Source organism: Gluconacetobacter tumulicola, from assembly GCF_014174215.1.
GTDB classification, from domain to species: Bacteria; Pseudomonadota; Alphaproteobacteria; order Acetobacterales; family Acetobacteraceae; genus Gluconacetobacter; species Gluconacetobacter tumulicola.
In genome coordinates, this window is sequence record NZ_JABEQL010000008.1 from 125,424 (window position 1) to 146,765 (window position 21,342).

16 protein-coding genes are annotated in these 21,342 nt (G+C 67.7%); 9 read left to right on the forward strand and 7 right to left on the reverse strand.

Annotation, left to right across the window (positions count from 1 at the left end):
* Positions 1–3 precede the first annotated feature (3 nt).
* Both HLH29_RS08205 and HLH29_RS08210 read right to left on the reverse strand, forming a co-directional pair.
* On the reverse strand, positions 4–1,137 hold the full coding sequence (locus HLH29_RS08205; RefSeq protein ID WP_182965649.1) for an AI-2E family transporter: 1,134 nt from the start codon (positions 1,135–1,137) through the stop codon (positions 4–6).
* A gap of 198 nt (positions 1,138–1,335) precedes the next feature.
* A complete protein-coding gene (locus HLH29_RS08210; protein ID WP_182965651.1) occupies positions 1,336–3,219 on the reverse strand; it encodes an ATP-binding cassette domain-containing protein in 1,884 nt (627 codons plus the stop codon).
* Positions 3,220–3,389: 170 nt separating this feature from the next.
* Here HLH29_RS08210 and ndk point away from each other — a divergent pair, with 170 nt between their 5' ends.
* The gene (gene ndk / locus HLH29_RS08215; protein WP_182965653.1) at positions 3,390–3,812 is read left to right on the forward strand and encodes a nucleoside-diphosphate kinase; all 423 of its coding nucleotides are present in this window, start codon (positions 3,390–3,392) and stop codon (positions 3,810–3,812) included.
* Positions 3,813–3,854: 42 nt separating this feature from the next.
* On the opposite strand, the gene purN is transcribed toward ndk, so the two are convergent.
* Positions 3,855–4,493, reverse strand: coding sequence for a phosphoribosylglycinamide formyltransferase (gene purN / locus HLH29_RS08220; protein ID WP_182965655.1), 639 nt, complete (start codon positions 4,491–4,493; stop codon positions 3,855–3,857).
* 6 nt (positions 4,494–4,499) lie between these two features.
* Entirely contained in the window at positions 4,500–5,591 is a 1,092-nt protein-coding gene (gene purM, locus HLH29_RS08225; RefSeq protein WP_182965657.1) for a phosphoribosylformylglycinamidine cyclo-ligase, read from the reverse strand.
* A gap of 125 nt (positions 5,592–5,716) precedes the next feature.
* Here purM and HLH29_RS08230 point away from each other — a divergent pair, with 125 nt between their 5' ends.
* The 4 genes from HLH29_RS08230 to HLH29_RS08245 all read left to right on the forward strand — a co-directional run bounded on the left by HLH29_RS08230 (position 5,717) and on the right by HLH29_RS08245 (position 11,211).
* Positions 5,717–6,490, forward strand: a complete 774-nt coding sequence (locus HLH29_RS08230) for a P-loop NTPase family protein (protein WP_182965659.1) — start codon at positions 5,717–5,719, stop codon at positions 6,488–6,490.
* A gap of 207 nt (positions 6,491–6,697) precedes the next feature.
* The gene (locus HLH29_RS08235) at positions 6,698–8,842 is read left to right on the forward strand and encodes an RNA degradosome polyphosphate kinase (RefSeq protein WP_246374016.1); all 2,145 of its coding nucleotides are present in this window, start codon (positions 6,698–6,700) and stop codon (positions 8,840–8,842) included.
* 66 nt (positions 8,843–8,908) lie between these two features.
* Entirely contained in the window at positions 8,909–10,399 is a 1,491-nt protein-coding gene (locus tag HLH29_RS08240; RefSeq protein WP_182965662.1) for a Ppx/GppA family phosphatase, read from the forward strand.
* Entirely contained in the window at positions 10,396–11,211 is an 816-nt protein-coding gene (locus tag HLH29_RS08245; protein WP_182965664.1) for a CDP-diacylglycerol diphosphatase, read from the forward strand. Before HLH29_RS08240 ends, HLH29_RS08245 begins: the two co-directional genes overlap by 4 nt.
* A gap of 16 nt (positions 11,212–11,227) precedes the next feature.
* Here the strand turns inward: HLH29_RS08245 and HLH29_RS08250 are convergent, their stop codons facing one another.
* The 3 genes from HLH29_RS08250 to HLH29_RS08260 form a co-directional block, all read right to left on the reverse strand.
* Positions 11,228–12,676: an NCS1 family nucleobase:cation symporter-1 gene (locus tag HLH29_RS08250; RefSeq protein WP_182965666.1), complete on the reverse strand. Its 1,449-nt coding sequence runs from the start codon at positions 12,674–12,676 to the stop codon at positions 11,228–11,230.
* Between the two features lie 133 nt (positions 12,677–12,809).
* Complete coding sequence (locus HLH29_RS08255) at positions 12,810–14,123, reverse strand: aspartate aminotransferase family protein (protein ID WP_182965668.1); 1,314 nt, start codon at positions 14,121–14,123, stop codon at positions 12,810–12,812.
* A gap of 377 nt (positions 14,124–14,500) precedes the next feature.
* Positions 14,501–15,169 carry a TetR/AcrR family transcriptional regulator gene (locus tag HLH29_RS08260; RefSeq protein WP_182965670.1) on the reverse strand — a complete coding sequence of 223 codons (669 nt, stop codon included), beginning with the start codon at positions 15,167–15,169 and terminating at the stop codon, positions 14,501–14,503.
* A 362-nt stretch (positions 15,170–15,531) separates the two neighbouring features.
* On the opposite strand from HLH29_RS08260, the gene xdhA reads away from it, so the two are divergent.
* From xdhA to HLH29_RS08280, 4 genes are all read left to right on the forward strand, one after another.
* Positions 15,532–17,007, forward strand: coding sequence for a xanthine dehydrogenase small subunit (gene xdhA, locus HLH29_RS08265; RefSeq protein ID WP_182965672.1), 1,476 nt, complete (start codon positions 15,532–15,534; stop codon positions 17,005–17,007).
* A gap of 139 nt (positions 17,008–17,146) precedes the next feature.
* Positions 17,147–19,432, forward strand: a complete 2,286-nt coding sequence (gene xdhB / locus HLH29_RS08270; protein ID WP_246374018.1) for a xanthine dehydrogenase molybdopterin binding subunit — start codon at positions 17,147–17,149, stop codon at positions 19,430–19,432.
* Positions 19,433–19,446: 14 nt separating this feature from the next.
* Positions 19,447–20,280 carry a xanthine dehydrogenase accessory protein XdhC gene (xdhC, locus tag HLH29_RS08275; protein WP_182965674.1) on the forward strand — a complete coding sequence of 278 codons (834 nt, stop codon included), beginning with the start codon at positions 19,447–19,449 and terminating at the stop codon, positions 20,278–20,280.
* 10 nt (positions 20,281–20,290) lie between these two features.
* Complete coding sequence (locus HLH29_RS08280; RefSeq protein ID WP_182965676.1) at positions 20,291–21,262, forward strand: LysR substrate-binding domain-containing protein; 972 nt, start codon at positions 20,291–20,293, stop codon at positions 21,260–21,262.
* Positions 21,263–21,342: the final 80 nt, after the last annotated feature.

Here is a 21,342-nt window from a genome sequence, read left to right on the forward strand (position 1 = left end):
GGTTCAGACCCGGTCGGACTTGTCGAGCGGCGGGCTGGCCCGGTCCATTACGGCCAGCAGTGCCGCCGTCAGCGGCGAGGCCAGGATCAGCCCCGGCAGGCCAAGAATGGTGCCGAACACGGTCTGCGACAGGATGGTCACGCCGGGCGGCATCTGCACCGCATGGCGCTGAATCAGCGGTGCCATGACATTGCCCTCGAAGAACTGGATGGCGGTATAGAGCCCCAGCACCATCAGCCCCTCGCGCGTGCCGACCGACAGGCCCAGCAGGATGGCGGGGATCGCGCCGATGAACGCCCCGATATAGGGAATGAAATTTGCCAGGCCGGCGACGACGCCCAGCGCCAGCGCCAGCGGCACGCCGATGAACCACAGGCCGAGCGCGGACAGCAGGCCGACGACGAACATGTCCAGCGCCTGGCCGGCGGTCCAGGCCCATAATGTGCGCCCCGCCACCAGCAGCAGTTCCCGCGCCGTCGGGCGGTGTGCCGTGGGGAACAGGCGCAGCAGGCCGTTGACGTACAGCGCGGGAGAAAGGGCGAAATACAGGCCGGCGATCAGGATCACCGCCAGCGTGCCGACGGCGCCGAACGCCGAGGAGAGGACGCCGGTCATCGACCCGGCGATGCGCGATCCCATGCCCTCGCCACCGCTGCCGCCGGTCTGGGTGCCGCCCAGCGCCTGCGGCAGATAGTCCAGCAGCGTACGTCCGAACTCGCTGGTGCCCAGTTGCGCCCGCACGGCATAGGCCTGCGTGGTCAGCGCTACGCGCAGGCGTGTCGCCTGTTCGGCGATCGTGGGGCCGCTGCTCCAGATCAGGCCGGCGAAGGCGGATAGCAGGATCACGACGACCAGGGTGAGCGCCAGCCAATAGGGCAATCTGATCCATCGCTGGGCCAGCAGCGCCAGGTTGTGAAGGATGACCGCGAGCAATGTCGCGGCGAAGACGACCATCAGCACGGGACCGAGCAGCCAGATCGACAGGATCACGGCCGTCAGCAGGATCGTCTTCTGGAGCAGGGCGTGGATCTTGGCCAGTTGGATGGCGCGCGGATCGGTGGGAGGCGTTTCGTGCCGGGGTTCGCGCTTCTCGATCGAGGCGGCTGGCTTGGGGTCGGTCACGGCGATGGGGGGCATGGCGTTTCCGCTTTGTGGTCGGCAAGAGGATTGGTTCGCATATCCGTCCGCTCGCGTCGATGCCGGCGGAAGCCGCAAGGGCGCGCGCCTACGGAACAGAAGGCATAGTAGCAACGTTCCCGTGCATGAAAGGATACCAGAGGGATGCCGCGCCGGAGAAACGGGACTGGACGGCCCGGTCGGGCGTTTGGTGTCCGATCAGTCCTGGGCGGAGGCTTCCTCGATCGCGGCCTCGGCCAGCAGCCACTCCTCCTCGGCCGCCGCTTCTTCGCGCCCGATGGCGGCAAGGCGGGTGTTGATCGCCGTCACGTCCTCCGCGCTGCCGGTGGCGTAGAGCGCCGGGTCAGCCAGGCGGGTTTCCAGCCGCGTGCGTTCCACCGTCAGTTTGCCGATACGTGCTTCGGCGTCGCGCGCCTTTTTCCGCAGGGGGGCTACGGCCTTGCGTGCTTCGGCGCGGTCGCGACGGTCTTCGCGCTTCGGTGCCGCGGCAGTCGTTGCCGGCCGGCTGGCCGCGCGGGCGCGTTCGGACAGCCAGACGCGATATTCGGCCATGTCGCCGTCGAAGGGGCGGACGGTGCCGTCGCCCACCAGCCACAGCCGGTCGGCCACCAGTTCGACCAGATGCGGATCATGGCTGATCAGCAGCACTGCGCCTTCGAATTCGGCCAGGGCGCGGATCAGCGCCTCGCGGGCGTCCAGGTCCAGATGGTTGGTCGGTTCGTCCAGGATCAGCAGATGAGGGGCGTCCCGGGTGGCCAGCGCCAGCAGCAGCCGGGCCTTTTCGCCGCCTGACAGGTCGCGGGTCACGGTGTCCGCGCGGTCGGCATCCAGCCCGAAGCGGGCAAGCTGGGCGCGTACGGCCGTCGGCGGGGCCTTGGGCATGGCGCGGGCCATGTGGGTGACGGGTGTTTCGTCGGGCACCAGCTCTTCGGCCTGGTGCTGGGCAAAATAGCCTACCCGCAGGCGCGGATTGTGGTTGGCCGTCCCGGACAGGGGGGGCAGGCGGCCGGCGATCAGTTTGGCGAAGGTCGATTTGCCGTTGCCGTTTGCCCCCAGCAGGGCGATCCGGTCTTCCATGTCCAGCCGCAGCGACAGGTTCGAGAGGATCGGCTTGCCGTCATAGCCCACCGACACGCGGTCCAGCGTCAGCATCGGCGGCGGCAGGGGAGTGGGTTCGGGGAAGGCGAAGCGGGTGGGCGTGTCCTCGATTACGGCTTCGATCACCGGCAGTTTTTCCAGCGCCTTCACGCGGGCCTGGGCCTGCCGGGCCTTGGTGGCCTTGGCGCGGAAGCGGTCGACGAAGGATTGCATGTGGGCGCGCTGGGCGGCGATCCGCTCGGCGGCGCGGGCCTGTTGCAGGGCCTGCTCGGTGCGGATGCGGACGAACTCGTCATAGCCGCCAGGGGTCAGCGACAGGCGGCGCTGGTCGAGATGGGCGATGGCGTCCACTGAACGGTCCAGCAGCCCGCGATCGTGGCTGACGATCAGCGCCGCGCCGGAGAAGCGGGCCAGCCAGCTTTCAAGCCAGATCGTGGCTTCCAGGTCTAGATGGTTGGTCGGTTCGTCCAGCAGCAGCAGGTCGGGGTTGAGGAACAGGGCGGTGGCCAGCGCCACGCGCATCCGCCAGCCCCCCGAGAAATCCGAGACCGGGCGGGCCTGGGCGGCGGCGTAGAACCCCAGCCCCGACAGGATGGTGGCGGCGCGTGAGGGGGCGCTGTCGGCGCCGATGGCGCGCAGGCGTTCATGAATGTCAGCTAGTCGTGCCGGGTCGGTCGTCCGTTCGGATTCGGCCAGCAGGGTTGTGCGTTCGACATCGCCGGCCAGCACGGTGTCCAGCAGGTTGGCGTCGCCGGAGGGTGCTTCCTGCCGGATGCGGGCCATGCGGGCGCGCGAGGACAGGGTGATGGTGCCGCCGTCGGGTGCGATGTCGCCGGCGATGGCGGCCAGCAGGGTGGATTTGCCGGCGCCGTTGCGCCCGACCAGGCCGATCTTGCGCCCCGGGTCGACGCTCAGCGACGCCCCGTCCAGGAGGGTGCGCCCCGCGATGCGAAGGGTCAGGTCGGAGATGACGAGCAGACTCACGGGGGCAGGCTCCGGAAATTTGGCGGCTTGCCCGGCGAGGCGGGCAGGATTCGTGATGCTGTACCTACCAGTCCTGCCCAATATGCTCTAGATGGCGCGCGTAAGGGGCGCCGGTCCGGATGGGCAGGGGGTCCCGGTCATGCAATTCGACCAAGAAGAGGAGCCATCCCATGGCGACCGAACGTACCCTGTCGATCATCAAGCCGGACGCGACCCGGCGCAACCTGACCGGCAAGATCAATGCCGTGTTCGAAGAGGCCGGCCTGCGGATCGTGGCACAGAAGCGCGTCCAGCTGACCGAAGCGGTCGCCGGCGCGTTCTACGCCGTCCACAAGGAGCGTCCGTTCTACAACGACCTGGTGTCGTTCATGATCTCCGGCCCGGTCGTGGTGCAGGTTCTGGAAGGCGAGAACGCCGTCCTGAAGCATCGTGACGTCATGGGTGCCACCGACCCGAAGAAGGCCGCCCCCGGCACCGTGCGCGCCGAGTTCGCCGAGAGCATCGAAGCGAATTCGGTCCATGGTTCGGACAGCCTGGAAAACGCGAACAACGAGATCGCGTTCTTCTTCGCGCAGACCGAAATCCTGCCCTGATCGGCAGTGGGCGGGCACCCTCGGGTGCCCGCCATCGGCTGGTCAGACGACCAGCAACGATCCGCCATCCTCGGCCGATGGCGACGTTTCGGGCCGCAGGAGCCTGTGCAGGGCGGCCGGATACAGGCGATGTTCCTGTTCCAGAACGCGTGCGGCAAGGTCTTCGGGCGTGTCGCCGGCATGGACCGGCACGGCCGCCTGGCCCAGGATCGGGCCGTCATCCATCACTTCCGTCACCAGATGCACCGTGCAGCCATGCAGCTTCACGCCGGCTTCCAGCGCGCGCTCATGCGTGTGCAGGCCGGGGAAGGCGGGCAGCAGGCTGGGGTGGATGTTGAGCATCCGTCCGGCCCAGGATTCGGTCAGGAAAGGTGTCAGCAGCCGCATGTAGCCGGCCAGGCAGACCAGTTCCACGCCGGCCTCGCGCAGCATGGTGTCGACCGCGCGTTCATGCGCCGCGCGATCCTTGCCGAACGGGCGGTGGTCGACGGCCTCGGCCCGCAGGCCCGCGGCGCGGGCGATATCCAGGCCGGGGGCATCGGGCTTGTTGCTGAGGACCATGACGATGCGTGCCGGGAAATCCGGCGCGGCGCAGGCATCGATCAGCGCGCGCATGTTGCTGCCGCGCCCGCTGATCAGAATCGCGATCGGACAGCGATCGTCCGATGAGGTTTCGCTCACGGATGGTCAGCCGGTGAAATCGGGGCGGGTGGTGAAGCGCAGGCCGGCCGGGGCGTCGGGAGCGGAGGCTTCCAGCTGGCCGACCACGACCGGGGCTTCGCCCGCCGCGCGCAGGGCGGTCAATGCGGCGTCGGCGTCGCGGGCGACCAGCACCATGCCGATGCCGCAATTGAACACTTTCAGCATCTCGTCGGCATCGACCTGGCCGGTCTGCGCCAGCCAGCGGAAGACCGGGGGGATCTGCCAGGAATCGCCGTCGACCACCGCCGTCAGGCCTGCCGGCAGCACGCGCGGCAGATTACCCGGCAGGCCGCCGCCGGTGATGTGCGCGGCGCCCTGGATCAGGCCCTGCCGATGCAGGTCCAGGACCGGCTTTACGTAGAGGCGTGTGGGCGTCATCAGCGCCTCGGCCAGGGTCTGGCCTTCGGCGAAGGGGCAGGGGGCGTTCCATGCCAGGCCGCTGCGCGTGACGATGGAGCGGACCAGCGAGAAGCCGTTGGAATGCACGCCGCTGGCCGTGAGCCCGATCAGCGTGTCGCCGGCGGCGATGCCGGAGGGCAGCAGCGCCGAACGTTCGGCGGCGCCGACGGAGAAGCCGGCCAGGTCATAATGGCCGGGGGCGTACATGCCCGGCATCTCGGCGGTTTCGCCACCCACCAGCGCGCAGCCCGATTCGGCGCAGCCCTGGGCGATGCCGCGCACCACCTTGGCCGCGTCCTCGACCGCCAGCCGGCCGGTGGCGAAATAATCCAGGAAGAAGAGCGGCTCCGCGCCCTGGACGACCAGGTCGTTCACGCACATGGCCACCAGGTCGATGCCAACGGTTTCGTGCAGCCCGCTTTCGATGGCGATCATCAGCTTGGTGCCGACGCCGTCGGTGCAGGAGACCAGGACCGGATCGCTGAAACCCGCGGCCTTCAGGTCGAACAGGGCCCCGAATCCGCCCAGGCCCCCCATGGTGCCGGGGCGATCCGTCGCCTTGGCCGCCGGCTTGATGGCATCGACCAGCGCGTCGCCGGCTTCGATGTCCACGCCGGCGTCGCGGTAGGTGGCGCCGGCGGCGGGCGGGGCCGAAGAAGAGGAGGGGGCGGAGGTCATGTGCGGGGCCTTCGTCGTCGCGCCCCGTCCGTCGCCCCGTCGTAACGGCGGGGGTCGAAGAATGGGGCGAGGTAGGGTAAACGCTCAGGGTTCCTTTACGGCAGGCGAAGGCGGCACGCAAAGCAGTGGTTGAACAGGCGGTGCAGAATCCGGGCGAACAGGCGCCGGCAGGCGGGGCGGACCAGCTTGCGTTGCCCTTTGGGCATCGCAGCCGTTTCGCCCGGACCGATTTTGTCGCGGCGGCGTCGAACGGCGCGGCACGGGCCTGGCTGCTGGGGGCGAACCCGTGGCCCGAGCACAGGCTGGCGCTGTGGGGCGCGGCCGGTGCCGGCAAGACCCACCTGCTGGAGATCTGGGCGCAGGAGCATGGAGCCGTGCTGCTGCGCGGCGCGGATGTCACGCGGGCGACACTGGGTGAATTGCTGGATGGCCCGGCGAATATGTTCCGCGCCGTGGCGGTGGACGATGCGGACCGCGCGGAGGACCAGCAGGCGATATTGCATCTGCTGAACGCGGCCCGCGAGCAGCGGATTGCGCTGGTGATGGCGGCCCGCCTGCCGCCCGCACGCTGGCCGGTGGTGCTGCCGGACCTGGCGAGCAGGCTGCGCGCGACGATGGCCATCGAACTGCGCCAGCCCGAGGATACGCTGCTGCGGATCCTGCTGCTGCGTCATCTGGCGGACCGGCAGATCGTGGTCAGCCAGCCGGTGACCGAATGGCTGCTGCGCCGCCTGCCGCGCACGGCCTCGGCCATTCGCGATGCCGCGATCCGGCTGGATCAGGCCGGGCTGGCGGCGGGACGGCGCGTGACCCGCGCGCTGGCCGTGGCGGCGCTGCATGACCTGCTGGACCATGAGGAGATGGCGCCCGACCGGATGGGGGAAGGCCCCATTTCCTAAACCCCACGCGTTGGCATTGCGGGGTGTTTCCGCCTAGTTTGACGAACGAAGGCGGATTTGTGGCAGGAGATTGGATTGACCAGACCGACGGGGAAAACGCCCTCGCGCCGGACATCCGGACGGACAGCCGGCAAGCGTGCTGCCGCGCCCGCGACGCGGCGGAGGCTGGCGCCACCCGCGCAGACACCGCCGCCACCACCGATCGACATGCATTCCCCCGCCCGGTTCATCAACCGGGAGCTTTCCTGGCTCGATTTCAACCAGCGCGTGGTCGAGGAAGCGGATAATCCGCGCAACCCGCTGCTGGAGCGGCTGCGTTTCCTGTCGATCAGCGCGGGGAATCTCGACGAGTTCTATTCGGTCCGTGTCGCCGGTCTGGTGGGGCAGGTCCGCGAGGGGCTGCTGAGCATGTCGCCCGACGGGCTGACCCCGGCGCAGCAGCTTGCGGCGGTGCGTACCCGCACGGCGCGCCTGCTGCGCGAGCAGCAGCGGATCTGGAAGGATCTGCGCGGGTTGCTGGCCGAAGCCGGGATCGTGGTCTGCGGCCTGGACCACATTACCGAGGCCGATCGCGAATGGCTGGATGGCTGCTTCATGGACCGGGTCTTTCCCGTTCTGACGCCGCTGGCGATCGACCCCGCGCATCCTCTGCCCTTTATCCCGCATATGGGACTGGCGCTATCGCTGCGGCTGATGAGCAAGGACACCGGGCGTTTCGTCATGAGCGCGATGATCCTGCTGCCGGCCCAGATCGACCGGTTCATCCGGCTGCCGGCCAGCCTGTCGCCCCCCGGCGTCGCCCGGTTCATCATGCTGGAAAACATGATCGCGCTGTGCATCGATCGGCTGTTCCCCGGCATGATGGCGGGCGATTGGGGCGTGCTGCGGGTGATCCGCGACACCGACGTGGAATTCGAGGATGAGGCCGAGGATCTGGTCCGCTCCTACGAGACGGCCTTGAAGCGCCGGCGCCGGGGCGTGGTGATCCATCTGGATATCGATACCCGCATGCCGCCCGATCTGGGGCAGGCGGTGGCCAATGACCTGAACGTGCCGCCCGATGAGATCGAGATCCAGCCCGGGCTGATCGGCGTGGTGGACCTGAAGCAGCTGATCGTGGACGACCGGCCCGAACTGCTGTTTCCGCCCTACACGCCGCGCTTTCCGGAACGGGTGCTTGATTTCGGTGGGGATTGCTTCGCCGCCATCCGCGCGAAGGACATGATCGTCCATCATCCGTTCGAGAGTTTCGACGTGGTGGTGCAGTTTCTGCGGCAGGCGGCCCAGGACCCGGCGGTGGTGGCGATCAAGCAGACGCTGTACCGGACCTCGCGGGACAGTCCGATCGTCAAGGCGCTGATCGAGGCAGCCGAGGCCGGGAAATCGGTCACCGCGATGGTGGAACTGCGCGCCCGGTTCGACGAGGAAGCCAATATCCGCCTGGCGCGTGCGCTGGAGGCCGCCGGCGCGCAGGTCGTGTTCGGCTTCGCCGACCTGAAGACCCATGCCAAGCTCAGCCTGGTCGTGCGGCGCGAGGGCGGGACGCTGCGGTCCTACGCCCATTTCGGCACCGGGAATTATCATCCGATCACGGCGCGGATCTATACCGACCTGTCCTTCTTTACCTGCGACCCGGAATTGGCGCGGGATTCGGCGCGGCTGTTCAACTACATGACCGGCTACGCGATGCCGGCGCGGATGGAGGCCATCGCCTTTTCGCCGGTGACGATCCGCCGCACGTTGGAGGAGCTGATCCAGGCCGAGATCGAGCATGTCCGGGCCGGGCGCCCGGGCCAGATCTGGCTGAAGATGAATTCGCTGGTCGATCCGGACCTGATCGATCGGCTCTATCGCGCATCGTGCGCCGGGGTGCGGATCATGGCCGTGGTGCGGGGTATCTGCTGCCTGCGGCCGGGGGTGGTGGGGCTGTCGGAGAATATCCGCGTCAAGTCGATCGTGGGGCGGTTTCTGGAACATGCCCGGATCTTCGCCTTCGGCGATGGGCACCGGCTGCCCTCGCGCTATGCGAAGATCTATATCTCGTCGGCCGACTGGATGGTGCGGAACATGGACTGGCGGGTGGAAAGCATGGTACCGATGCGCGACCCCACGGTACATGCGCAGGTGCTGGACCAGATCATGGTCACGGACCTGAAGGATAATCTGCAATCATGGGTCCTGCAGCAGAACGGCGTATGGCGGCGGCTTGAACCCGGCGCCAGGCCGTTTTCGGCCCATGATTACTTCATGACCAATCCTTCGCTGTCCGGGCGGGGGCTGGCCGCGCAGGACAGCGCCATTCGGGTCAGCACGCCGTTGCCGCGACATCAGGACCGGATTCTCGATGATTGAGGGTTTCAGTGAAGGTTACAGCATGACGCAGCTTCCGCCGGTCGCCGTTCGCATGTGCCGGGCCCGATGATCCGGGTTCCGCATCGCCGTTCGGCCGTTGTCGATCTGGGGTCGAACTCCGTTCGGCTGGTCGTGTTCGACGGTATTTCGCGGAATCCGATTCCGATCTTCAATGAAAAGGCGGTGCTGCGCCTGGGGCGAGGGTTGAATGCCACCGGGCGGCTGAATGAAGAAGGCGTGGGCCTGGCGATACAGGTCATGGACCGGTTCCATGCCATCGCGCGGGGCATGGATGCCGACCCGTTCGAGATCCTGGCCACCGCCGCCGTGCGCGATGCCACCAACGGCCCGGAATTTGTCGCCGCCCTGCGCGCACGTATGCCCGGCGTGCCGATCCGCATTCTGTCGGGCGAGGAAGAGGCTGATTATTCGGCGACCGGCGTGCTGTGCGGCCTGCCCGAGGCTGATGGGCTGGTTGCCGATATCGGTGGCGGGTCGCTGGAGCTGATCCGCCTTTCGGCGGGGAGCAAGCTGGATGCCTGCACCCTGCGGCTGGGGGTGATCCGGCTGAACGACCGCGCCGAGGGCGATTTGCAGAAGGCGCGGATCATCGCCGATGCCGATATCGGGCAGGTCGGCTGGCTGGACGATGTGGTGGGCCGGCCGCTCTATCTGGTCGGTGGGGCCTTCCGTGCGCTGGCGCGCCTGCAGATTGCCCGGACCAATTATCCGCTGAATATCGTGCATCTCTTTACCCTGTCGGGTGAGGGCGCGCGGGACATGACCGAGTGGGTGGTCAACACGCCGCGCCGTGCGCTGGAACGGGTGCCCGGCGCGCCGCGCAAGCGGCTGGACGATGTGCCGTTTGCCGCCGTCGTACTGCGCCGCCTGCTGCGGCGGCTGCAGCCGTCCAGCGTGATCTTCTGCGTCGATGGGCTGCGCGAGGGCTGGTATATGCGCCGGGTCGCGGCGTCGGTCGCGGCGCTGGACCCGCAGGAGGCGGTGGCACGGGAAATGTGCCGCCGGCTGGGGCGCAGCGAGACCCTGCCGGATCAATTGATGAACTGGACGGCCCCGCTCTTTCCCGGCGAGAGCACGCCCCAGCGGCGGTTGCGCCGGGCTGCGTGCCTGCTGTCCGATATCGGGTCCTACGATCATCCGGAATATCGGGCCGAGCAGACTTATCTGCGGGTGCTGCGCATGCAGGGTGTGGGGTTCGACCATCAGGCCCGCGCCTTCGTCGCCCTGACGCTGGCGGTGCGTTATGAAGCCGAACTGGGCCATGATTTCCTGCAGCCGTCGCGGCTGCTGCTGACGGCCGAGGATTTCCAGCGGGCGCTCGTCCTGGGGCTGGCGCTGCGGCTGGCCTATACGGTCTGCGGCAGCACCGAGGAATTGCTCGACGGGACATGGATCAAGCTGTCGCCCGACGAGGTGACGCTGCATCTGGCGCGGGGGCGCGGCGTGGTGCGCGGCGAAAGTGTGCGGCGCCGGCTGGACCGGCTGGCCGAAGCCTTTGCGCTGCCCGCACGGATCGAGGAGGCCGGCACGGCATGAGGCGTCGTGTACTGGCGTGCCTTGTCCCCGCCGCCATGGCGGCGGGCGTGTTGCTGGCGACCGCCCGGGCGAATGGTCCACCCCGGCCCGATCATGATCCGAACGTGCTGTGGAACATTGTCCATGGGCGCTGCGTGCCGAACCAGCTTGGCGAGAATTCACCCGCGCCCTGTGCCGTGGTGGACCCCAGCCGGGGCTATGCGGTGCTGAAGGACCGCGACGGGGCGGCGCAATATCTGCTGATTCCGACCGATCGGGTCACCGGCATGGAAGACCCGTCGATCCTGCGTCCCGACGCGCCCGATTATTTCGGCGCGGCTTGGCATCAGGTCGACCGTGCGCTGGCGCGGCTGGGCCATACCATGCCGCGCGAGACGATGGCGCTGGCGATCAACTCGCAACGGGGGCGCTCGCAGAACCAACTGCATATTCACGTCGATTGCCTGGCGCCCGAAATCCGCGTGGCGCTGCACTGGGCACGCCCCCATATCGGCTCCGGCTGGACACCCCTGGATCTGGCGGGCCATCACTATCGTGCCACCCGGATCGACGGGCAGGATCTGGACGGTGCCTATCCGTTTCGGCGCCTGGCGGCTTCCCTGGCCGATCCGGCGCGCGAGATGGGGGGGCATACGCTCGTCGTGGTGGGCACGATCTGGCCCGGCGGCCGTCCCGGCTTCATTCTGCTGGACGACAGGGTCCAGCCGGTGTCGGGCGATCGCGCATCGGGCGAGGAACTTCAGGACCATAGCTGCCGGATCGCGCATTTCGAGCCTGGGCATGCGATCCGGGATTCGTCTTATACCCCGTGAGGGTCCGGCGCCGGAGTCAGGCGCCGGAGGGCGATACGCTCTCGCTGGTCTGCGGATTTTCCTGTCGGGGGGATAGCGTCAGATAGACAACGGCGCCGGCTGCGACGCCGACAAACCAGGACAATGTGTTCAACGCGGCCAGGGCAGGCAGAAACTGGCCGGCCGATGCCATGACGCCGCCGGCCGCGAAGGCCGTCAGCGCGGGGGGATTCCATCCGTCGTGGCCATCGTAGCGGGCGCCGCGACGATAGAGGGCGGCCACGTCCAGCGTCTGGCGACGCACCAGATAGAAATCGGCCAGCATGATTCCGGTGACGGGCCCCAGCAGGCCGCCGACCACGTTCAGCACCTGATAGATGCTTGCCGCATCGTCGAACCACAGCCAGGGCACGAAGAATACGCCCAGGACCAGGACCAGGGACGAGGCGCGGTCGAAATTCAGCCGGCGCGGCATCAGGTTCATCAGGTCGTAGGCGGCGGGCATGATGTTGGCCACGACATTGACCGACAGCGTGGCGAGGACCAGCGTTGCCCCGCCGAGAACCGTGACCACCGGGTGATTGAGCGTCAGCAGCAGTTCGACCGGGTTCCAGATCGGCCGGCCGAACAGGATCATGGTGGCCGAGGTTGTGATGATGCCCATGGGGGTGAAGACCAGGGCCGTGACCGGCAGGCCGATCGCCTGGCCGATCACCTGATCGCGCTCTGACCTGACGAAGCGTGACAGGTCGGGGATATTGACCGCGAAGGTGGCCCAAATGCCGATCATGCCGGTCACGCCCATTGCGAAGGCGGACCAGAAGGCGGTGCCGTGCAGCCGCGAGGGTTGGGCGAACAGCGGGCCTAGCCCGTGCCCGACCCGCAGCGCCCAGATGGTGGCCAGCGCCCCGATGGCAATGACCAGCGGGCCGGCGATCAGTTCGAAATTACGGATGCGATGCACGCCGTGGCCGGCGATCCAGGCATGCAGCACCCAGATCAGCGCCATGGCCAGCCACATATGCACCCGCATTCCGAGGAGGGAGACGTTCAGCGAACTCCAGCCGCTGATAAGGGTGGAAAGGATGGCGTCGACGGCCTGTGAGGCGGCGTAGGATTGCACCGAAAACCAGAAGATCGCGCAGAATCCGCGCAGCAGCACCGGAATCTGCGCGCCGGACGGGCCGAAGGCGGAACGGATCAGCACACAGAACGGAATGCCGTATCGCGTCCCGGCCCGGGCGTTGAACCACATGGCCACGAACAGGACCATGTAGGCGACCGCCACGACGTCCAGGCATTCCCACGCCGAAAACCCCAGGGCCATCAGTCCCGCAGCGGCCTCGTAGACCACGATATTGTGGACCATGCCCATCCATACCGTGGCCATGTTCAGCCACGTCCAGTCCCGCCGCGCGGGCGGGACCGGTGCCAGGTCGGCATTATACAGGCCGGGATCGTATCCGGGGGGCGTGGTGTCTGCCATGCGTGCTCCGTGCCGTGTCGTGCGGATCGCCGGGAGTGGCGGATTGCATCGGGCCTGGGGAGGGTTTGAAAGCCGCTCTGCCGGGCGAGCGCGAGGCGGATCGCCCGGCTGGGCGGCTTTTGCGGACCGTCTCTTAATCGACCGTGCGGAGAATGTCGGCGATCGTGCCGAACAGCTGGTCGATCTCCGATTTCTGGATGATCAGCGGCGGCGAGACGGCCAGCACGTCGCCGGTGTAGCGCAGCAGCACGCCCTTGTGGAACGCGCGGTCGAAGATCTCGTACGCGCGCGCGCCCGGCGCGCCGGGGCGGGAGCTCAGTTCGATGCCCGCGACCAGGCCGACATTGCGGATGTCGATGACGTGAGGCAGGCCGCGCAGGGCATGGGCTGCTTCCTCGAAATAGGGTGCGATGTCGCCCGCGCGCTCGAACAGATTTTCCTCGGCATAGGTGTCGAGGGTCGCGAGGGAGGCCGCGCAGGCCACCGGATGTCCGGAATAGGTGTAGCCGTGCGGGAGTTCGATCCCGGCTTCGGGGCCGTTCATGAAGGCCTCGTAGACATGGTCGCGCGCGATCGCGGCGCCCATCGGAATGGTGCCGTTGGTGATGCCCTTGGCGCAGGTCAGGATATCGGGCAGGACGCCGAATTTCTCGGACGCGAAGGGTGTGCCGCCCATGCGGCCGAAACCGGTGATGACCTCGTCGAAGATCAGCAGGATGCCGTATTTGTCGCAGATCTCGCGCAGGCGCTTCAGATAGCCGACGGGGGGCGGCAGCACGCCGGTCGACCCGGCCATGGGCTCGACCATCACGGCGGCGATGGTCGAGGGATCGTGCAGGGCGACGATCCGTTCCAGATTGTCGGCCAGTTCCGCGCCATAGGCCGGCAGGCCCTTGCTGAAGGCATTGCGTTCGAGGTCCAGCGTATGCGGCAGGTGGTCGACGCCGGTCAGGAGCGAGCCGTACAGCTTGCGGTTGCCGGAGATGCCGCCCACCGAGATGCCGCCGAAGCCCACGCCGTGATAGCCGCGCTCGCGCCCGATCAGGCGGGTGCGGGCGCCTTCGCCGCGCACGCGGTGATAGGCGATGGCGATCTTGAGCGCGGTATCGGCGGCTTCGGACCCGGAATTGCAGAAGAAGACGTGGTTCAGGTCGCCCGGTGCCAGGGCTGCGATGCGGTCGGCGGCCTGGAAGGCCAGCGGATGGCCCATCTGGAAGGTCGGAGCGAAATCCAGCGTCGCGATCGTCTTCTGCACCGCCTGGGTGATGCGGGGGCGGTTATGGCCCGCATTCACGCACCACAGGCCGGCGCAGCCGTCCATGACCTTCCGCCCGTCCTCGGACGTGTAATACATGCCATCGGCCGCGACCAGCATGCGCGGCGTCCGGCGGAATTGCCGGTTGGCCGTGAACGGCATCCAGAACGCGTCGTGATTGGTAGGCGACATCGCGCGAGGCTCCTGAGATCGAAGATGCGTATCCGCCCGGCCAAGGGTAACCGTCACGGCTTCGCAACCATCAGAGGATGGAACAGGTCGCGCCGCCGGGCTAGATGATTTTTTGCCCGGCGACCCGCTGAGCCGGCGTGTCAGGCATCCAGTTTGGTGTCGGCGTCCAGCACCGCGCGCAGCAGCATGTTGGCCCCGGCGGCGACAGCGGCCGGTTCGGCGCTTTCCGCCTCGTTATCGTGCTTCGGCCGGATCTGCCGGGTGTCGGGTTTCAGGCGGATCGTGTCGTCAGATAACCGTATGGCCGGAATATTGCCGCCGATGCGGTTGCGGGACGTTACGGATGTTCAGAAGCTGACATAAGCAAATGGCTGATATTAATTCGTTTCTATCCCGTTCAGGACGAGCGCGATGATGGTGGACGCGGCGTCGTCGTAATCCTGCGATGCGAGCGTGGCCTTGCCCAGCACGGCGCCGATCTGTGCGCTCATGTCGGCATAGGTCTGGGTCATGGCCCAGATGCAGAACATGAGGTGCGAGCCGTTGATCGGGCGCATCTGCCCGCTGCGCTGCCAGATGCGGAAGACATCTTCCAGGGTCTGGACGTGCTGGCGCAGCGCGCCGTTGAAATAGGTCTGGATATTCGGTGCGCCCTGCAGGACTTCGTGCGCGAAGATGCGTGAGGCATCGGGCCGGTCGCGCGAGAAGGCGATTTTCGCGCGGACATAGCCTTCCAGCGCTGCCCGGGGGGAGGCGCCGGCGTGGATCCATACCGTTGCGTCCCCCAGCCAGTTGTCCAGGATGTTTTCCAGCACCGCGCGGTAGAGATCTTCCTTGGTGCCGAAATAATAATGGATGTTGGCCTTGGGCAGACCAGCCGCGGCGGCAATGGCGGACATGCTTGCCCCCTTGTAGCCGTCCCGGCCGAATTCGCGTTCGGCGGCGCGCAGGATCTGCCCCGTGCTGGCGCGGCGGGGGGCACCGGCCGACCGTTCCCGGACGGTGGTCTGGGTCAGGGAAGGGGAAAGGGCGCTGGAGCGGGTCATGCTGCAAGGTTTTAGGCTTTGCGCGCGCCGCGCAAGTCGGAAAACGTTACGAGGATTGTTACAGGCTGCACCATTCCCCAACCGGCCGCCGACTGGCATGCTCCATGCATGGCAGCATGATGCCTGGGTCCGATAGTGTGGGAGAGAGGGACGATGCGCCGGCGTATCGTGCGTCATCACGCGCGGGCCTGACGCTCGCCCGTTTCTTTCCCCGAAGGTTTCGGGTCATAAATTGAGCGGGATCGGATTGCCTCGGGGGAGGTGGGCCGGCCCGCGTTCCGGTTGTCTGTCCTGTGTGGGGGGTGGGCAGCCAGGACATTCGCCCCTGCCGGGGCATGTCACTTGCTCGACGGAACCGAACGATGCGCGACCATATCCGCTTCTATCTGGGTGATACGCTGTGTGAACTGTCGGCTGTCCCGCCGACCCTGACCGTGCTGGACTGGCTGCGGGAGCATTGCGGCCGGACCGGCACCAAGGAGGGCTGCAACGAAGGCGATTGCGGCGCCTGCACGGTGTTGGTGGTGCGGCTGGAAGGATCGTCGCTGGTCTGGCGGGCGGTGAATGCCTGTATCCAGTTTGTGGCGATGCTGGACGGCGCGCAATTGTTCACGGTGGAGGATCTGCGCGCGCCGGACGGCACGCTGCATCCGGTGCAGCAGGCGATGGTGGACCTGCATGGCTCGCAATGTGGCTTCTGCACGCCGGGATTCGTGATGTCGATGGTGGCCTATCGCAAGGCGGTGGGGGCGGTGGCCGAGGACGGGCCGATCGATGACGCGCTGGCGGGTAATCTGTGCCGCTGCACGGGCTATGCCCCGATCGTGCGGGCGATGAAGCAGGCGATGGCGGCGGGGCCCGACGTGTTCGACGCGCGGGCGCAGAACATCGCCGACCGCCTGGCTGCTCTGCGCGATCATGAGACGGTGCAGATCACGGGGCCGGAAGGACGGGTGACCATCCCGGCGGATGCCGATGCCCTGGCGGCCGTCCTGCTGGCCGATCCGGAGGCGACGATCGTGGCGGGGGCCACCGATGTCGGGCTGTGGGTGACCAAGGGGCTGCGCGCCCTGCCGCATGTGGTGTCGATCGGCCGGGTGGCCGACCTGCGGACCGTGGACCGCGCGCCGGACGGATTGCGGATCGGCGCTGCCGTGACGTACGAGGACGCCCGCGCCGTCCTGACGGAGCTGCTGCCCGATGCGGGGGAGGTGGTGCGGCGCATCGGCTCGACGCAGGTGCGCAATGCGGGAACGGTGTGCGGCAATATCGCCAACGGCTCGCCGATCGGCGATGGACCGCCGGTGTTCATCGCGGCGGGGGCCACGCTGCACCTGCGGCGCGGCGGGATCAGACGCGCCATTCCGTTGGAGGCGTATTTTATCGCCTATGGCAGGCAGGACCGCCAGCCGGGCGAGTTCGTCGAGGCTGTGAGCATTCCCCATCCGGCGGCGGGGACGCTGTTTCGGGCCTACAAGATTTCCAAACGGTTCGACCAGGATATTTCGGCGGTGCTGGGGGCGTTTGCGCTGACGCTGGATGCCGATGGGGTCATCACCGCTGCGCGGATTGCCTTCGGCGGCATGGCGGCGATCCCGAAACGTGCGCACGCGACCGAGGCGGCCCTGATCGGGCGGGTGTGGGACGAGATGGCGCTGGAGGCCGCGCGGGCGGCCATCGCGACCGATTTCGAGCCGATTTCCGACATGCGGGCCAGTGACTGGTATCGCCGCACGGTGGCCGCGAACCTGCTGACCCGGCTGTTCGCTGAAACCGCCCCCGATGGCCCGCGTCCCGAAACCCGGCTGGCCGGCCGGATGGAGGCCGCCCATGTCTGATCCGACGATCACCGATGCGCACATGGACCGTCCGCTTGCCCGCGATGCCTCCGGAGTCGGAGGCGCCGGGCTGGGGACAGGTCTGGATGCCGTCGTTGCCGGCGGGGCGTCGCAGAGCCTGCGGCATGAGAGTGCGGCGATGCATGTCTCGGGTTCAGCCGCCTATATCGACGACATGCCGGAGCCGAAGGACTTGCTGCATGTGGTGCCGGGTTTGAGCACACGGGCCCATGCCCGGATCGTGTCGATGGACCTGGACGCTGTCCGGGCGGCGCCCGGCGTGGTGCGGGTGCTGACGGCGGCGGACATTCCCGGCCACAACCAGATCAGCCCGGTGGGGAAGGAGGACGAGCCGCTGCTGGCGTCGGACATCGTGTCCTTCTACGGCCAGCCGATCTTTGCCGTGGTCGCCGAAACGCGTGGGCAGGGGCGCCGGGCGGCGCGTCTGGCGCGGATTGTCTATGAGGACCTGCCGGCGGTGCTGGATATCGACCAGGCCCGGGCCGCCGGCGGCGCGCTGGTCTGGCGGCCGCTGACGATGCGGCGTGGGGACGCGGAGCAGGGATTGGCGGCGTCGCCGCGTCGCCTGTCGGGCCGCATCGTGATGGGCGGGCAGGAGCATTTCTACCTCGAAGGGCAGGCGGCGCTGGCGCAGCCGGGCGAGGAGGGGGAGATGCGGGTCTGGTCCTCGACCCAGCATCCGACCGAGACCCAGCACATGGTGGCGCATGTGCTGGACCGGCCCAGCAATCTGGTGACGACCGAGATCCGGCGCATGGGCGGCGGGTTTGGCGGCAAGGAGACCCAGGCCAATGGCCCGGCCTGCCTGGCGGCGCTGGCGGCCGAACTGACGGGGCGTGCGGCCAAGATGCGGCTGGATCGCGACGACGACATGATGATGACGGGCAAGCGGCATGATTTCGTCGTGGAGTACGATGTCGGCTTCGACGATGACGGCCGCATCCGGGCGGTGGACATGGTGCTGGCGGCGCGGTGCGGCTGGTCGGCCGACCTGTCGGGCCCGGTGACCGATCGCGCGCTGTTTCATGCCGACAATGCTTATTATTATCCCGATGTGCGGCTGCGGTCCGAACCGCTGAAGACCAATACCCAGTCCAATACCGCCTATCGCGGCTTCGGCGGGCCGCAGGGCATCGTGGCGGCCGAACGGGTGATCGAGGAGATTGCCTTCGCCACCGGGCTGGACCCGCTGGATGTGCGGCTGCGCAATGTCTACGGCACCGGCACGCGGGACCTGACCCCGTACCATATGACGGTCGAGGATTCGATTGCGGCGGAGATCATGACGGAGCTGGCGGAAGGCTGTGCCTATCGGGCGCGGCGTGCCGCGATCCGCGCCGCCAATGAGGGCAGCCCGCATATCAGGCGCGGCATCGCGCTGACACCGGTGAAATTCGGCATTTCCTTTACCGCCACCCATTACAATCAGGCGGGCGCGCTGGTGCATGTCTACACTGACGGGTCGGTGCAGGTGAACCATGGCGGCACCGAGATGGGGCAGGGGCTGCACACCAAGATGGTGCAGATCGCGATGCGGGAATTCGGCCTGACGGCCGACCGGGTGCGCATCACCGCCACCACCACGGGCAAGGTGCCCAATACTTCGGCCACCGCCGCCTCCAGCGGCGCGGATCTGAACGGCATGGCGGTGCTGGATGCGGTGCGCCGGATCAAGGAGCGGCTGGTCGCCTTTGCCGCCGCGCATTGGGGCGTCGGGGCGGCCGATATCCATTTCAGGGCCGACGGCGTGCATGTCGGCGAGACGGTCGTGCCCTTTCCGGACCTGACGAAGGCGGCCTATTTCGCCCGCGTGTCGATGTCCTCCAGCGGGTTCTACAAGACGCCGAAGATCTCGTGGAACCCGGAGACCGGACGGGGGCGGCCGTTCTTCTATTTCGCCTATGGCGCTGCCTGCGCCGAAATCGCCATCGACCTGCTGACCGGCGAGATGCGGATCGAGTGTGTCGATATCCTGCACGATGCCGGGCAATCGCTGAATCCGGCGATCGATATCGGGCAGGTCGAAGGGGCCTTCGTGCAGGGAGCCGGATGGCTGACCACCGAGGAACTGGTGTGGGACGAGGCGGGTCGGCTGCGTACCCATGCCCCCAGCACCTACAAGATCCCGGCCTGTTCCGATCGGCCGCGCATCTTCAATGTCGCGCTGCTGGAGCGGGCGCCCAATCGCGAGGAGACGATCTTCCGCTCCAAGGCGGTGGGCGAGCCGCCCTTTGTGCATGGTGTGGCGGTGTTGCACGCGATCTCCGACGCGCTGGCCAGTCTGGATGGCTATCGGTCCTGCCCCGGGCTGGATGCGCCGGCAACGCCCGAGGCGATCCTGCGCGCGGCTGAGCGGATGCGCGCCCGCGCCGCCGCCCGGACCGACGTGACGTCCGTGGGCTGACGGTCGCCTAGGCCATGGACGACATCGTCTCCGCGCTGGCGGAATGGCGGCGGGCCGGCTGGCCTGTTGTCCGTGTCAGCATTCGTGCCGCCATGGGGTCCACCCCGCGCGAGGCAGGGTCTTTCATGCTCGTGGCGCCGGATGCGCTGGTCGGCACGATTGGGGGCGGGCGGCTGGAATGGGATTGCGTGGCACGGGCGCGGGCGCTGTTGGCCGGCACCGGGGAGGCCGGAGAACTGGAGATTCCGCTGGGGCCGGAACTCGGCCAGTGCTGCGGCGGCCGGGTGCGCGTGCGGATCGAGCGCGCGGACGAGGCGCTTCTGGATTCGATCGTGGGGGAGACGGAGCGCGCGCGGGCCGGGCAGCCGCATCTGCTGCTGTTCGGGGCCGGGCATGTCGGGCGTGCGCTGGCCCGGGCGCTGGCGCCGCTGCCGGTGCGCCTGTTCTGGATCGATCCGCGCGCCGAGGAATTTGGATCGGTGCCCGAAGGGGTTGCGGTGCGGATGACCGAAGATTGGGAGAGCGTGCTGGGCGCCGCGCCGGCGGGCTCCGGCATTCTGGTGCTGACCCCCAGCCACAGGCTGGATGCGCTGATTGTGGGTGCCGCATTGGAGCGGGGGGATTTCCGCTATGTCGGGTTGATCGGATCGAAGACGAAGCGGCGGGGGTTCGAGGCTGGATTCCGCGCCGTGGGGCTGGGGGCCGACCGGATCGCGACCCTGGTTTGCCCGATCGGGGATCGCGGCATTCGCGACAAGCGGCCGGAAATTATCGCGGCGCTGGTGGCGGCGGAAATTGTCGAACGCCTGCTGCACGGCGATGATGCGATGCCGGAGCGGCATGCATGAGGAACAGGAAATGAGGGGACCGGTCCGAAGCCAGCACATGATGAGACTGCATGCGCGCTGTATCCTGTATTTCAACGCGGTGCGCGACCATGGCTCGATCCGCGAGGCGGCGCGCCAACTGAACGTTACGCCCTCGGCGCTGACGCGGCAGATTGCCCAGATGGAGGACGAAATCGGCGCCCCGCTGTTCGATCGCCTTCCCGGCGGCATGGTGCTGACCGCCGTGGGCGAGATCGTGGCCCGGCATATCGTCACCGTCATGCAGGATGCCGTACGCACCGACGAGCAGATCGCGGCGCTGGCCGGCATGAGGGGCGGGCGCATCAGCCTGATGACGGTCGAGGGGATTGCCGGCGACCTGATGGCGCGGCTGCTGACGCGCATGACGCGGACCTGGCCGGGGATCGACCTGCAGGCGGATACCGGATCGCCCGCGCGGATCGTGGCCGCGCTTAGCGGCGGCACGACCGATCTGGGCATCGCCTTCTCGCTGGATGCGCCGGACGATCTGCGCCGGGTCGCGGTGGCGCGCTTTCCGGTGGGGGTGGTGATGCCGGCCGATCATCCCCTGGCGGGCCGGCAGAGCGTGCGGATCGAGGAGTGCTTGGGCTATCGCCTGATCCTGCCGAGCGAATCGCTGTCGCTGCATCAGGTCATGGAACCCATGCTGCATCCCTGGCGCGACCGGCTGGACGTGGTGCTGGAAACGGGTTCGATCGAACTGACGAACCGCATGGTCGCGGCCGGTGTGGGCCTGGCCTTTCAGTCCCGCCTGGCGCTGGAATTCGATATCAGCCGGGGCACGCTGGCGCATGTGCCGTTGGACGACCCCAGGGCCGTGACCGATCTGGGCGTCTATGTCCGCGAGGCGCGCTGGCTGCCGCCGGCGCTGGAACGGCTGATTGTCGAGGTGCGCGAAGCATTGCGGGAACAGGAAGAAGCGGCGCGCGTTCGGGGGCGTGAGCCTGTGGCGGTAAAGTAGATATTTATTTAAAAACAATAGATTATATTAATATCTATGTTTGGTGTGTGAATACGGTCTGTTGTTGAATTGGCAACGGA

Excerpts from the sequence above, each read along its gene's own strand:
- HLH29_RS08260 (WP_182965670.1), bottom strand. The coding sequence starts at position 15,169 with ATGACCCGCTCCAGCGCCCTTTCCCCTTCCCTGACCCAGACCACCGTC.
- HLH29_RS08240 (WP_182965662.1), top strand. The coding sequence starts at position 8,909 with ATGATCCGGGTTCCGCATCGCCGTTCGGCCGTTGTCGATCTGGGGTCG.
- ndk (WP_182965653.1), top strand. The coding sequence starts at position 3,390 with ATGGCGACCGAACGTACCCTGTCGATCATCAAGCCGGACGCGACCCGG.
- xdhA (WP_182965672.1), top strand. The coding sequence starts at position 15,532 with ATGCGCGACCATATCCGCTTCTATCTGGGTGATACGCTGTGTGAACTG.
- HLH29_RS08255 (WP_182965668.1), bottom strand. The coding sequence starts at position 14,123 with ATGTCGCCTACCAATCACGACGCGTTCTGGATGCCGTTCACGGCCAAC.
- HLH29_RS08280 (WP_182965676.1), top strand. The coding sequence starts at position 20,291 with ATGAGGGGACCGGTCCGAAGCCAGCACATGATGAGACTGCATGCGCGC.
- purM (WP_182965657.1), bottom strand. The coding sequence starts at position 5,591 with ATGACCTCCGCCCCCTCCTCTTCTTCGGCCCCGCCCGCCGCCGGCGCC.
- xdhC (WP_182965674.1), top strand. The coding sequence starts at position 19,447 with ATGGACGACATCGTCTCCGCGCTGGCGGAATGGCGGCGGGCCGGCTGG.
- xdhB (WP_246374018.1), top strand. The coding sequence starts at position 17,147 with ATGCATGTCTCGGGTTCAGCCGCCTATATCGACGACATGCCGGAGCCG.
- HLH29_RS08245 (WP_182965664.1), top strand. The coding sequence starts at position 10,396 with ATGAGGCGTCGTGTACTGGCGTGCCTTGTCCCCGCCGCCATGGCGGCG.
- HLH29_RS08250 (WP_182965666.1), bottom strand. The coding sequence starts at position 12,676 with ATGGCAGACACCACGCCCCCCGGATACGATCCCGGCCTGTATAATGCC.
- HLH29_RS08235 (WP_246374016.1), top strand. The coding sequence starts at position 6,698 with ATGCATTCCCCCGCCCGGTTCATCAACCGGGAGCTTTCCTGGCTCGAT.
- HLH29_RS08205 (WP_182965649.1), bottom strand. The coding sequence starts at position 1,137 with ATGCCCCCCATCGCCGTGACCGACCCCAAGCCAGCCGCCTCGATCGAG.